Annotated in this window: 15 protein-coding genes and 1 pseudogene; 9 read left to right on the top strand and 7 right to left on the bottom strand. The window is 39.2% G+C overall.

All coding sequences use genetic code 11. The features are described from left to right. The 3 genes from WIW89_RS12380 to WIW89_RS12390 all read left to right on the top strand — a co-directional run. Positions 1–587 (top strand): CBS domain-containing protein (locus WIW89_RS12380; RefSeq protein ID WP_337720994.1); only part of this gene is annotated, 587 nt, incomplete at its 5' end. A 183-nt stretch (positions 588–770) separates the two neighbouring features. After that, on the top strand, positions 771–1,175 hold the full coding sequence (locus WIW89_RS12385; RefSeq protein ID WP_337720995.1) for an STK_08120 family protein: 405 nt from the start codon (positions 771–773) through the stop codon (positions 1,173–1,175). Between the two features lie 17 nt (positions 1,176–1,192). Then, the gene (locus WIW89_RS12390) at positions 1,193–1,570 is read left to right on the top strand and encodes a RidA family protein (protein ID WP_337699193.1); all 378 of its coding nucleotides are present in this window, start codon (positions 1,193–1,195) and stop codon (positions 1,568–1,570) included. Here WIW89_RS12390 and WIW89_RS12395 read toward each other — a convergent pair whose 3' ends face one another. Continuing rightward, the gene (locus WIW89_RS12395) at positions 1,571–1,756 is read right to left on the bottom strand and encodes a hypothetical protein (protein ID WP_337699427.1); all 186 of its coding nucleotides are present in this window, start codon (positions 1,754–1,756) and stop codon (positions 1,571–1,573) included. 218 nt (positions 1,757–1,974) lie between these two features. Between WIW89_RS12395 and WIW89_RS12400 the strand changes: the two genes are divergently transcribed. Continuing rightward, positions 1,975–2,148: a hypothetical protein gene (locus WIW89_RS12400; protein WP_337720996.1), complete on the top strand. Its 174-nt coding sequence runs from the start codon at positions 1,975–1,977 to the stop codon at positions 2,146–2,148. Between the two features lie 164 nt (positions 2,149–2,312). Beyond that, positions 2,313–4,316, top strand: a complete 2,004-nt coding sequence (locus tag WIW89_RS12405) for a protein kinase domain-containing protein (protein ID WP_337720997.1) — start codon at positions 2,313–2,315, stop codon at positions 4,314–4,316. Between the two features lie 316 nt (positions 4,317–4,632). On the opposite strand, the pseudogene WIW89_RS12410 reads toward WIW89_RS12405, so the two are convergent. From WIW89_RS12410 to purE, 4 genes and pseudogenes are all read right to left on the bottom strand, one after another. Further along, positions 4,633–5,105 (bottom strand): annotated as a pseudogene (locus WIW89_RS12410) (IS200/IS605 family accessory protein TnpB-related protein); the annotation flags it as partial. Then, positions 5,075–5,416 (bottom strand): winged helix-turn-helix domain-containing protein, encoded by a 342-nt coding sequence (locus tag WIW89_RS12415; RefSeq protein WP_337720998.1) that lies wholly within the window; start codon positions 5,414–5,416, stop codon positions 5,075–5,077. The pseudogene WIW89_RS12410 and the gene WIW89_RS12415, both read right to left, overlap by 31 nt. Beyond that, complete coding sequence (locus WIW89_RS12420; protein WP_337720999.1) at positions 5,413–6,513, bottom strand: 5-(carboxyamino)imidazole ribonucleotide synthase; 1,101 nt, start codon at positions 6,511–6,513, stop codon at positions 5,413–5,415. The genes WIW89_RS12415 and WIW89_RS12420 overlap by 4 nt, the downstream gene beginning before the upstream one ends. Further along, on the bottom strand, positions 6,485–6,958 hold the full coding sequence (purE, locus tag WIW89_RS12425) for a 5-(carboxyamino)imidazole ribonucleotide mutase (RefSeq protein WP_337699184.1): 474 nt from the start codon (positions 6,956–6,958) through the stop codon (positions 6,485–6,487). Before purE ends, WIW89_RS12420 begins: the two co-directional genes overlap by 29 nt. An 82-nt stretch (positions 6,959–7,040) precedes the next feature. Here purE and WIW89_RS12430 point away from each other — a divergent pair, with 82 nt between their 5' ends. From WIW89_RS12430 to WIW89_RS12445, 4 genes are all read left to right on the top strand, one after another. Then, positions 7,041–7,628, top strand: coding sequence for a hypothetical protein (locus WIW89_RS12430; RefSeq protein ID WP_337699182.1), 588 nt, complete (start codon positions 7,041–7,043; stop codon positions 7,626–7,628). Positions 7,629–7,655: 27 nt separating this feature from the next. After that, complete coding sequence (locus WIW89_RS12435; RefSeq protein ID WP_337699179.1) at positions 7,656–8,522, top strand: FAD-binding protein; 867 nt, start codon at positions 7,656–7,658, stop codon at positions 8,520–8,522. 8 nt (positions 8,523–8,530) lie between these two features. Then, on the top strand, positions 8,531–9,460 hold the full coding sequence (locus WIW89_RS12440; protein WP_337721000.1) for a nucleoside hydrolase: 930 nt from the start codon (positions 8,531–8,533) through the stop codon (positions 9,458–9,460). Between the two features lie 118 nt (positions 9,461–9,578). Then, positions 9,579–10,862 carry an MFS transporter gene (locus tag WIW89_RS12445; RefSeq protein WP_337721001.1) on the top strand — a complete coding sequence of 428 codons (1,284 nt, stop codon included), beginning with the start codon at positions 9,579–9,581 and terminating at the stop codon, positions 10,860–10,862. Here the strand turns inward: WIW89_RS12445 and WIW89_RS12450 are convergent. Both WIW89_RS12450 and WIW89_RS12455 read right to left on the bottom strand, forming a co-directional pair. Next, positions 10,846–11,127, bottom strand: a complete 282-nt coding sequence (locus WIW89_RS12450) for a helix-turn-helix domain-containing protein (protein WP_337721002.1) — start codon at positions 11,125–11,127, stop codon at positions 10,846–10,848. The genes WIW89_RS12445 and WIW89_RS12450 overlap by 17 nt on opposite strands. Positions 11,128–11,256: 129 nt before the next feature. Then, entirely contained in the window at positions 11,257–12,276 is a 1,020-nt protein-coding gene (locus WIW89_RS12455; protein ID WP_337721003.1) for an MFS transporter, read from the bottom strand. Positions 12,277–12,287 lie beyond the last annotated feature (11 nt).

Raw genomic sequence — 12,287 nt, forward strand, 5'->3', positions numbered from 1 at the left:
TTATGACGCCTAGACCCGTTTACGCTTATGAAGATGATGATGTGATGGATGCATTAACATTAATGGTAGCTAGAAACTTCGGAGCCCTCCCAGTTTTAAATCGAGAGAAAAAAGTATCGGGCATTGTGACAGAAAGGGAACTACTCCTAATTTTCCAAGATCTAGACGAGTTATTTCCAGTGAAAAAGTTCATGACCAAAAAAGTGAGTACTATCTATGAAGACGTCCCGGTGTTTGAAGCTGTAAAATTAATGATCAGGAGAGGGTTCAGGAGATTACCTATAGTTGATGATCAAAATAAAGTTAAGGGTATAATAACCGCGGCGGATGCGCTAAAACTCTTTACTAAAGCTGTGGTTAAGAGTGATCCAGACATGTTCTTCTCAAAGAAAGTCTCACAGGTAGCTACTAAAGATGTTCTAACTATAGACCCAGAGAAATCTATAAATGAAGCCGCAAGTACTATGATCATGAAGAAAGTAGGTTCGCTTCTGGTACTGAAGGAAGATGGCACAGTAGGTGGTATAATTACGGAAAGGGACTTGATAATAGCTTTACATTATCAACTACATATAAGAGGAGAATGATATCTCTTCTGTAACTGATAAACATGGATAAAAAATTACTATGTTATTTCGTAAAATAGTACAATAAAAGTATTGTGAACCAACTTATGCGACCTATGTATAGACAAGTTATTACAATTTAAAATGTTAAACTTACAATGAATGGAATTAAAAATTAATTCTTTGTAACCAATATTTATGATGATGAAGGTGGAAAGAGAAATTAAGATATCACATCCAGTCGATGTCGTGTTGCAGATATTTGCTGATCCAACCTTCACAATCCCTAGGATATTTCCTAACGTTAATAGAATAAAAGTAGATGGTGAAAAGTTTGAAGCTGAGGGAAAAGTTACATTATCCTCTTATCATTTAACTGGGAGAGTGTTCCTTGGTTACAATGAAGTGAAGTATGTGTATGATTCTGATAAAGGAGGAGGTGTACTTAAAATAAGTAAAGTTGATGAAAACGTGATTAGGATCACGTTAGAGTATGACGGCTCGCTTTTAGCTAGAATAGGATCAATTATAGTTAATTCTAACCTTAACAAGCTGGAAAAGAATATAAACGAGGAGATTAGGTTAGAGAGGATAAAACGTAAAATCTAGTTCCCCTTTCTTATCATATGGAAATAGTTTTCTCTCCGGATGCACCTAAACCGATAGGTCCTTACTCTCAAGCAGTAAAAGTAGGAAATACAGTATATGTCTCTGGACAAATTCCAGTAGATCCCAAATCTGGAGAAGTTGTTAAAGGAGGGATTAAGGAACAAACAAGAGTTGTACTCGAAAACCTGAAGGCTGTCCTAAAGGCTGCAGGATTTGAGTTAAGCGATGTTGTAATGAGTTTCGTGTACTTAAAAGACATGAACATGTTCTCAGACTTCAATTCCGTCTATGCGGAATACTTTAAGGAAAAACCACCTGCTAGAATTACAGTAGAAGTATCAAGGTTACCAAAAGATGTTTTAATAGAAATAGCTGTTATAGGCTCGAAAGGTTAGTTAAGAAAAAATCTTTTTCATTAGTCTTTCTACGTGGGGGCACCCGTATGGGCTTCCGTGCGTACCGTGCTCAACGCATGTCGCTGATATAGGTTTACCTTCGAATAATAATAGAGATGCTTCATCGTCCTCTATTATCTTATAGAATGCCCCCTCAAAGACTACTCTATATGCAACTTCTGCCATGTTTATATTCACCTCTGTTGTCTTCTTTTTAATCTCTATTACTATCAAAAGTCAAATATAAGCTTTTCTATGCATAAGCTTTGGGATTTTTAATTTAAGATTTTCATTGCATAAAGATAAGACAAAAAGATTTTCACTTAATATTATGATTATTTCATTTAAATACGTGATTAGGAAGGTTATTTACAGTCTGCATAGTAATTAGGGTATACGAATCCGTGAGGTTTTCAATATTTGCGGTTCTTCCCCTAACTAAGGTTAGAAGTAAGTTAACTAACCAAACCACTGTAGCTACATCGGCTATGACGGCACCGATAGACGCCACTAATTCGGCTGATATAAATGTATGCGATAGAGGGAATATTACAATATTTACAAAAAATAACTTGTAGAAATAGACATGAGTAAACAAATAAAAGACGAGTCTGATCACTTCGACCAAGCTGACTCTTTAAAAGAATGGGGCTTAATAATACTGACATAATACCAAGGGTTCTTATTTAAATGGTATTATTTGTAGGCATATTAAATACATTAACGCGATAATCAGTTAATCATGTTCATACTTTTCACAAAGGATGGAGAATATTACCTCTATTTAGATGGTACTTTGAGAAAGACCCAAGAGAGACCTAAACTAAGAGGGGACGTGATCGGCTATGTTATCAGGTACGAGAACGGTAAAGTTAAGCTAACCTCTACTCCAGTTTACGACTCCTCAAAACTCGACGGTCTGAAAGAGGCGGTGCTCGTAGATCGTATAGAAGAATTAAATGGATATATCTTCCAAACTCCCGATTCTGTAATCCTACACTTCGGAGAGATCAAAGGTAATGCGGTTGAAAATATTCCTTACTTATTAGTTCACGGAGTACCCATACCTAAAGGAGACGTGAAAACCCTGATGAATTACATGGACACTAGTTATGAACTAACCAAGTACATGCTCAGGGAACACAATAACCCTGAAGTAGTAAGGGCTGCGGTAATCGCATTATCCCGCTTAAACAAGTGCAATGAGGCCATACAGCTTTACAATACTTTGACCTCGAAGTTCCCAGAGGAATCTTTAGCAGTAGCTGAGTGCTACGAGAAGGTAGGGGAAGAATTAGAAGCCCTGAAAATCTACTCCTTCTTCTCGGAGAACAAATATAGGGAACTAGAGAAGAAGTTAAGGGAGAGAGCTAACAGCTTAATAGACGAATTTGACATAACCGGTAACGTTAAAGTGTTATTTGAAGCCTTAAAGGTAATACCGACTTACGATGCTCCAGCTCTTAAACTGGGCTGGTACTTCTTATCCAAGAAAAACTATAAGGAAGCTGTGAAGTATTTCGAAGAAGCAGTCAAGCTAAGAAGGGACTTCAGTAACTTGTTGGCTCTAGCTAACGCTTATGTTAAGAACCAACAGTACGAACAAGCATTGAAAGTGATCGAGGAAGCTGAGAAGCTAAGGAGGAACTCCTCCACGGCTTATCTGAAGGGCTTAGCCTATGAGGCACTTAATTCCCCTTCAAATGCTATGAAGGAGTTCTTGTTTGCTTGTAAAGAGGGATTCGTTGAAGCTTGTAGTAAAGTAAAACCTTATGTGCTCTACACACCTAGGGACGAGTTTGACCCGAACAGTTGGATAGGGTATGTCCTTTACGGTTACAAAGTAGAAAAGGTAATAGGTACTGGAGGAATGGGTTACGTTCTCCTGGTGGAAAAGGGGATGAGAAAATTTGCTATGAAAGTGGTAAAGAAGGAGTTCCGTTATGACGAGTTACTTTATGAAGTAGCTAAAATGCAAGAGATATCTAAGGGCTCAACTAATTTAGTAAGGATATTTGCAAGTTTTGTAGATGAGAACTTTACAGACTACTACTCATCTCCACCGGCAATAGTTATGGAGTATATGGAAGGAGGGGATCTGAGGGAGATTTTAGTAAATTCGGAGTTTTCAACACTAAGGCATTCAAGTAAGTGGAGTCAAATAGTTGCCGTGATCTTTTCGAAAATAGCTGATGCCGTAATCCACATTAATAAAAACGGGTACGTACATTGCGACATAAAACCATCTAACGTCTTGTTTACTTCAAGACTTCCTAAATACGGGGATGAAGCGCTTGATGTGTTAACTACAGGTAGAGTTGAGCCGAAACTTTCTGATCTCGGGTCGGCAGTGAAATTGGGTCTACCGGTCATTCACTACACACCGTACTATGCTCACCCAATGCAAAGGTTTGGAGGAAAGGCTGAATATAACTTTGACGTGTACTCATTTACTGTCTCACTTTACGTAGCGTTGACAAATAACTTCCCCTTCCCAGAGTGGTTGGAAAGGGAGATAGAGGAAGCAGTGACTGATCCATCTAAAAGAGAAATTGCTCTAAAAGACTTCTACAGCCTAGAACCCAGGTTGGATTACATACCCGAGGAGTTTCGTGATATAATTGAAAAAGGCCTTAAGGGAGAACTCTCTATGGAGATGATAAGTAGAGAATTAAAGTACATAGTACGTTATAACTATGGTATAGACCTACAAAGTAGTAATACCACCAGCACTACCGAAATATGACATGAGGACGGCATTCCTTTTCTTAATATGGTTGAAAAGTTTTGACTATTTCCTTAATCTTTTGTTAAACTTGTATTAATTAAAAATTTCGATTATTGTAATTTTATTAATATAAAGCTATATAATTTCCTAAATCAAATGTGATATTATGGTGAATTGGATAGAAAGTCTTGACAAACAATTGTTGAACAATAAGGATTTCCGGTGTAGTCGTTTATTTGATTAACTTATTCTTATATGCATCGTTCTAATCGCATAAAGAGCTTAGGTTTGGCTAAGGCTGATTCCCTCCTCGCCATAAAGGCGATAGTTCTCCTTATCGATTCACTCTTACATCTATCATTTGAGGTGCAGTCGAGAGGGTCAGAGACTCCCTCCCATTAAGATTTATGATTGCTATAACGTCACGGTCATTTTCATTACTGTAATTTCACTTAAACCAACGATAATCAACTTCTATCAGCTTTTTCCGCATCTAAGACATGAAATAGAAAAGTACTTTAGGATTGACGTACTGTATTACAAAACCATGTGCTTCTTTGCCTGCCATTCAATCCAATACTACAAACGACGATATTGCATCAAATACAGCTTATTCCTAAACTCCTTAGGTAGTTTATCAACGTTCTTGATGAGATTCATTAACCTTTCCAACTTTATCTCGTTTGCCCGAGCCTTATAACTTCCTCAGCAACCCACCCTACTAACCTTCCTAGCAGCATCCTTCAGGTGAAAGGAGTGAATCCTTGAGAGTATAATCAAGTATTTGTCGTAACGTCGTTGAGCTTTTCCTCATATTTTTTTAAAACTTCCTCGATTTCTTTTTCAGCACTCTGGTAAATTTCTATTATCTTATCTAACTTCTCAGATAACATCGTCCCTCCAGCTCCCTTTCCTCCTTTTTTGGTTTCAACTCCACCCAGAAGTCCTTCTATTTTCTTTATATACTCCCAAGCAAATTTATACGACACATTTACGTTTTTAGCTGCCTCAGCAATACTTCCGGTGCTCTTAATGTTCTCTAGGAGTTTAACCCCACCCTTACCCAAAATCGGTTTACCGTCATCCGTTTCTATCCAGATCTTGAACTTAATCTTCATAAGTCTAAGCCTTCAGGGTATATTAGTTTTATGATATTATCAATTTTTTGCTTAACATCCTCTAAATCCTCCCCTACAACGTTAACATGCCCCATCTTTCTCCTCTTCTTGACTTCACTCTTACCGTACCAATATACCTTTCCAAATTTCAACACCTCGTAAGGAACATTGTCGGTCCCAAGGATGTTAACCATTCCACCATAAGAAAGTAGTGTTGTGTCTCCTAAGTCTATTTCACCTATAGCCCTTATGTGCTGTTCGAATTGAGATACGAAGGCAGCATCAAGTGTGTAATGACCCGTATTGTGGACTCTAGGTGCGAACTCATTAATTAGTATTTCTCCTTTTCTTACAAAGAACTCAATGCCCATAGTCCCTACGTACTCCAGTGAGTCTGCTAATCTCTTTGCGATATCCTTAAAACGATCATCGTTGAATGGTCCGTAATTATAAACTAAAATACCTTTCTCGTTATAGTTAAAAGTAGGAGGGTAAGCCTTGAAATTTCCCTTCTTATCTCTAACCGCTATTATTGATGCCTCATAGTCATAATCCACAAACTCTTCAACTACAAATTTACATTTCATATCTTTTATGAATGAGTATTTTTCCACGTCACCCTTTATGAAATACTGACCCTTTCCGTCGTACCCTCCTCTACTCTGTTTAAGAACACCCACGTTATTGAACTGGTCTTTAAGTATCCTTAACGCCTCTTCCCCATCTTCAGCCACGTAAAATTTGGGGGTCGGTAAGTTATGCTCCTTATAATACGTCTTCTCCTTCCACCTTTCTCTTTTCAGCTCAACAGTGTTTATATTAGGGAAGAGCTTATCCTTTTCTTTGGCGTATTCCAGAGCTTCCTCTTTTACGTGCTCGAACTCAAAAGTCACTACGTCAACCTGGTTGATCATCTCCTTGTATTCTTCAGGCTTGAAACACCTATCTGCCACTCTGCAAGCTGGGGCATTAGGTTCATCCATCACGTAGAAAGTGAAAGGGTACTTCCTCCCTTCTAAGATCATCATCCAACCTAGTTGCCCTCCTCCTAGAATTGCGATCTTCCTTTTATTCAAGTCTTGTATTAAGGACTTCATTTCTCATGTCCTCCATGAACTTCTTTACTTTTTCAGCTATATCCGGGTACTTAATACCTAAAATCCTTAAGGCGAGTAATGCGGCGTTTTTAGTTCCACCTATAGCTACCGTAGCCACCGGTACACCGTAGGGCATCTGGACTATCGATAGTAGGGAGTCTAACCCATTGAGGTTTTTAGACGGAATTGGTACTCCGATCACCGGTAAATGAGTTAACGATGCAGTCATACCTGGGAGATGTGCTGCCCCGCCAGCCCCCGCTATTATAATTTCAATACCTCGCTTCTCTGCGGTTTTAGCGAATTCTACCATGAACTCTGGAGTTCTATGAGCAGAGACTACTCTTACCTCGGTTTCTACTCCGAAATTCCTGAGAATTTCAACGGCTTCTTTCATGTATTCCCAATCAGATTTGCTCCCCATAATGACGGCTACTTTTGGCATGGTTATACTTTATCAAGAGGAAATTTAAGCTAAAATGTTAATTGAAAAAATTTATTTATGTTCATGCAAATACTAACTTTGAATGAACGAAATAACGCTATTACGCAGGGCTGAAGAGCTTATTCTAATGCTTTCCAAAAACGATTTCTTGGAGAGCTTAGGCTTTCAAATAGAAGATAGTGAGACATTTGAGACTTCAGTTCTTAGTGTGAAGATAAAGGGTAAAATAATAAAGAAGATTGAGGAAAACTCAGTGTCAATTCTCCTTCACACAAAACTGGGGTCTTGCAAAATCGACGTAATAGTTATTCCACTTGACGAGTACTCTAGCAGAATTAAAGTTAACGTAAGCGGTTGGGGCTTTGTAGGCAAAATTATGAAGAACAAAGTTATAAATAATTTGATCAACTTCGTGATCAAGGCTGAATTTGAGCCTACCAGTATGATACAGAAGAAGCTAAAACTTAAGCTTTATACGAACTATAAGGGGTTTTTAAAGCTCCTTGAAACACTGCCTAAGGATGATTCTGTGTACTACTTTCTAGTGATTAATAAGTCTTATATAGTGGAAATAGTTAACGGAATACCTCTATATGGAGAGGAGATCAAAAAGAACTGTGAAGATGTATGTTATATAGAACTGTATGAGTTTAAGCCAACTACTATTTAACTCTTTCTGTCACAATAATATAACTGTATGGATGTTCACTCAGAAGAAGAATTATTTAAAGTTATCAGAGGCGCTTATGAAGAGGGGCTTAAAATCCAAGTTTTAGGTAACGGCAAACACGGAAAAAAAGAGGGTGTAAACGAGTATGTCTACACTAGAAAGATGGACTGGTTTGAAATTAAAAACGGAGTTGTGGAGGCTTTAGCGGGAGCTGATGTAAACGCGATCAGAAAAGAGGCTAGCGAAGAAGGCTTACTTTTACCAACACTATATGACGGGACCGTAGGCGGATTACTTGCTACAAATTTTGCTTCACCACTTTCTACAGCTTACGGTAAGCCGATAGATTTTACTAATTGGGTAAGAGTGCTTACTCCTTATGGAGGTATTAAGTGGAAGATGTTAGTTGGTTCCAAAGGGATTGTGGGGGCAATTTCTAGAGCCGAACTTAAACTCTACCCCAAGCCCTCAAAGATCTTAACTTACGAGAAGGAGGAAGTAGTCAATAGAGACATAGAAAAACTAATGAGCCTTTCACCCCTAGTATTACTGGTAGACTATCAGGGAGGGAAATTTAGAGTTCACGCTTCATATGCTAAAGAGATCATGCTAAAGGGCTATTCAGTTGACGAGGGCGTTCCTCTAGTTGAGGTAAATGACGAGAGGAAAGAAGTTATAGTCGAAGGGGACGACTTCGAGAGTTTCAAAAAGGTTGTAGAAGTATCACAGCCTCTATACGCTTACTGGATATGGAAGAGCGGAATTTTCGTATTGGTAAATGCGGACACAGATATGTTAAAAGAGTCTAATATAAAGTATTACACTAAGGATCAACCGAAAGAGGTTCACGTTAAACTTAAGAGGTTGTTAGACGCTAGGGGTATCTTTGCTTAGGGGTCTTAATGACTAGACACTTCATAATAGATTGTGATACTGCAGAAGACGACATAATGTCATTATTCGCCTTGATTAAAAACGGAATATCAGTTGAGGCTTTAACGATCGTAGAGGGTAACATCTCTTACGAACAAGAAATAAATAACGCGTTATGGGCGTTAGAGTTCATCGGAAAAGACGTTAAGGTCTACCCCGGAAGTGACAGACCGTTAGTCAAACCATTCAGGAGTGTTGAGGAAGTCCACGGAAAGGGTGGTATAGGGGATGAAATAGTCAGGCCCAGTAAGTTTAAGCCGGAGAGCAAGAAAGCGATGGACGCAATAGTAGAATTAGCCGACAGATACGCCGGGGAGTTAGAGTTCCTAGCTATCTCCCCTTTAACAAACTTAGCATTAGCCTATTTGAAAGATAGGAGTATAGTTGATAAAATCAAGAAAGTTTGGGTGATGGGAGGTACCGCGTGGGGAAGAGGTAATATAACGCCGGTTGCTGAGTACAACATATGGGTCGACCCGGATGCAGCTAAGATAATATTCAATGCGGGTTTCGACATTACTATGGTGCCTTGGGACGTCATTGTAAACTACCCCATTGACGACGGGTTGTGGAATAAGATAAAGGACATGAACACAAAGATGAGCCAGTTTTACATCAAGATCTACTCCCACTATAGAGAGTACTCGATGAAGAATGAGAAGATAGGTGGCACTCCTCACCCGGACTTAATAACCACCAGTATTGCTATAGACAGAGGTATTATTAAGAAATCGGATAGACATTATGTAGATATAGAGAACTGTGACTGTCTGACTAGGGGGATGACGGTTATTGACTACCTAGATCTGTGGAAGAAAAAAGCGAATACCGAGGTAGTTTATGAGATCCACTTCGGCAGATTTCTCGACCTACTTTTCGACCTTCTAAAGTGGTTTTAACAAATTTAGTTAAGTTTAGATTTTTTAAAGAAAAGTTCAGCCAGACGTGATGAAAGTTAATAAACAACTTGAAAGCTTAGTTGATAACTGTTTTTAGCCTCGATACGAAGAGTAACACATGGACTTTGAAAACCTGAGGGACAAACTAAAATCTTTTTATTTATCTTCTGGAGGGTTTTTCTTGGACGGTTATGATCTCTCAGTGATATCCTACGCCCTACTTTTCATCGTTAAGGAAATGTCCTTAACCCCTTTGCAAGAGGGTTTAGTCACCGCTTCTTCCTTAATGGGTATGGGAATCGGTGCTGTACTGTTTGGATACTTGTCCGACAAATTAGGAAGGAAAAAGTTATTTGGACTCGACCTCTTCTTCTTCACTGTATTTGCTATCCTTTCGGCTTTCTCCACTAATATGTTGGAACTGTTCTTCTTTAGGTTCCTTCTCGGTATCGGTATAGGTGGGGATTACCCTATAAGTAGTACTATTGTCTCTGAGTTCTCTTCCTCAAAGAGTAGAGGAAAGTACCTCATGGGTTCAGTGGCCATGTATTGGTTAGGGACTCTGTTTTCGGCTATAGCAAACTTGATCTTTCTCGGCACCGGAGATTACTTCTGGCGTTATTCCTTCACTTTAGGTGGGATATTAGCTATCCCAATAATCCTAGGTAGGATATCCCTTTCTGAATCCCCAAGATGGCTTATTTCCAAGGGACTCATAAATGAGGAGGGTCTACCAACGCAAGAGGAAGAAAACAAAGGACTTACAACGAAAGACTTAATGAGGGGAAAAATAGGCATAATACTACTATCCCTTTCAGTCATTTGGTTCTTATTCGACGTGGCGTCTTACGGAATTGGACTATACTACCCTTCGCTACTACATCAGTTCGCATTTTCTTCTAAGGTAGAGACTCTTTACGCGACAATGCTAATTTCGGTAGGGGCTATAATGGGATATGCAATAGCCGTAGCAATTATCGATGAAATAGGAAGAAGATTTACATTATTTGCAGGATTGGGCTCTATGAGTGTTTTGCTGATCTTAGGCGGTCTGACTAAGATATCTGGAGTCATTCTCTTGCCTTACTTCATGGTATTCGTTGCAATGGAGCAATGGGCTGGAGCTGTAACGTTGTTTTACCCAGCTGAGATCTTCCCGACCTCTGTAAGGTCAACCGCACAAGGAATTACTACCGCTGTAAGTAGGGTAGGTGCAGTACTGGGGGTCTTCGTGTTTCCCTCAATGGTTAAGTCTTTAGGACTTGCAGGTTCCCTTTTACTTTTTGGCACCACATCACTTCTCGCGTTACTCATAAGCATTACTACTGTAAAGGAGACTAAGAAGAAGAAGTTGGAAGAGGTAAGTTTAGGAAAAGCCACTAAAGTTAGCAATCGAACTTAGCACACACAGAAATTTCCATCTCTCTCACGAGGTCTCTTAAGATGATGTAGTTCTTGTAGAGTTCTTCCAGCCCTTGTTCTGTTATGCCAAAGATAATGTCGCCATCCCCTATGTACGCTTTCTTTATTATGAATCCTTTTTTTTCGAGCTCTTGTAGAGACTTGGCTATCCTTCTTCTTCTGGCTCCCAAATACTGCTCAATCTCCCTAATACTCATCTCGTCCTCGGATAACATCGTGAGGATAGCTAGTTCAAGTATGTCCATATATGATAGACTTAGAGCTGAAGTATTTAAATCGCTTTTTAGAATTATCAAGTACGAAAAGTTACACAACGCGAGTATCGGCCTATTTACAGACCTCCTACGATTCAAACCGTTCAACCATTTAACTAATTACAGTTTTAGTTCCCTACCCGTCAAGAAAAGGAATAATGCTAAAGTAAGGGACACCCCAGAAGAAATGAAGATAGACAATGCTGGAGAAAAGGAAATGGCACTCGCTATGAACCCCATCAACCATCCTATCTGTTGTAGGGAATTGATCGAGGCATAAGTTTCGGGGCTCTTGTTATCAACTTCCTCTAACGCACTGGGGATAATAGCCTCCCATGAACCGAAAAGTACGGAAAAGAACGGAGACACTAACATAAGTGGTAAGAAAGAAAATATGGCTAGATAGACCGGTAGAAAAGGTCTTCTAATGTAAGACGAGATAAAAGTGAGAAACATCCCAAAGATTTCCGCTAAGGTAGCTAAAACTCCTACGAAAAAGTCGTTAAGGTTGTATATGGTCTTAATCTCCAGATATACGTAAGGGAAAACTAGGGAGATAGGGAAAATGACTAGGATTGGGATAAGTGAATTTCTACTAAACGTTATCTTACCTCTGGGTAAGACCTTCTCCTCTAGGAATAAGATCGGAACAGAAGAGACCCAGTTAAACACTCCTGCAACGAGAAATACAAGCCTTATTCCGAAATAATCAGCTAAAAACCCACCTATTACGGGGGTAAACAATGAAGGTAAAATGGAAAACCCCCAGACTCTCGCTATTACACCCTTACCGCAAGAGCTCATGTAGGAGTAGAAGTTCGGTAGCGAGAGGAATGTGGTATAAGATATTATAAAGCCGATAGCCAACTCAGTGAAGTCCTTAGCAAAAGCTACTATCAAATAACCGAAACCGGATATGAACATGCCTAACCACATGGTTTTTACTACTCCTATACTCCTAGAAGTCTTAGCCCCGAGCACCGGCATCGGTATTGCAAAGAGAGTGAAAAGTACATATAGTAAACTAACGTATTGGCTGGATATGAACGATGTTGTATATATTGAAATAAATGGGTAACTGAAATAATAGGAAATTCCCCAGAAGACCCAACTCAGCGTTATTAGCCCTACTTTCTTCATCCTCCTATTCT

It is taken from the genome of Stygiolobus sp. CP850M, assembly GCF_037389425.1.
Taxonomy (GTDB): domain Archaea; phylum Thermoproteota; class Thermoprotei_A; order Sulfolobales; family Sulfolobaceae; genus Stygiolobus.

Bases quoted from the DNA above. Each gene is read 5' to 3' on its own strand.
- WIW89_RS12385 (WP_337720995.1), top strand. From the start codon at position 771: ATGAAGGTGGAAAGAGAAATTAAGATATCACATCCAGTCGATGTCGTG.
- WIW89_RS12390 (WP_337699193.1), top strand. From the start codon at position 1,193: ATGGAAATAGTTTTCTCTCCGGATGCACCTAAACCGATAGGTCCTTAC.
- WIW89_RS12395 (WP_337699427.1), bottom strand. From the start codon at position 1,756: ATGGCAGAAGTTGCATATAGAGTAGTCTTTGAGGGGGCATTCTATAAG.
- WIW89_RS12405 (WP_337720997.1), top strand. From the start codon at position 2,313: ATGTTCATACTTTTCACAAAGGATGGAGAATATTACCTCTATTTAGAT.
- WIW89_RS12415 (WP_337720998.1), bottom strand. From the start codon at position 5,416: ATGAAGATTAAGTTCAAGATCTGGATAGAAACGGATGACGGTAAACCG.
- WIW89_RS12420 (WP_337720999.1), bottom strand. From the start codon at position 6,513: ATGAAGTCCTTAATACAAGACTTGAATAAAAGGAAGATCGCAATTCTA.
- purE (WP_337699184.1), bottom strand. From the start codon at position 6,958: ATGCCAAAAGTAGCCGTCATTATGGGGAGCAAATCTGATTGGGAATAC.
- WIW89_RS12430 (WP_337699182.1), top strand. From the start codon at position 7,041: ATGAACGAAATAACGCTATTACGCAGGGCTGAAGAGCTTATTCTAATG.
- WIW89_RS12435 (WP_337699179.1), top strand. From the start codon at position 7,656: ATGGATGTTCACTCAGAAGAAGAATTATTTAAAGTTATCAGAGGCGCT.
- WIW89_RS12440 (WP_337721000.1), top strand. From the start codon at position 8,531: ATGACTAGACACTTCATAATAGATTGTGATACTGCAGAAGACGACATA.
- WIW89_RS12445 (WP_337721001.1), top strand. From the start codon at position 9,579: ATGGACTTTGAAAACCTGAGGGACAAACTAAAATCTTTTTATTTATCT.
- WIW89_RS12450 (WP_337721002.1), bottom strand. From the start codon at position 11,127: ATGGACATACTTGAACTAGCTATCCTCACGATGTTATCCGAGGACGAG.
- WIW89_RS12455 (WP_337721003.1), bottom strand. From the start codon at position 12,276: ATGAAGAAAGTAGGGCTAATAACGCTGAGTTGGGTCTTCTGGGGAATT.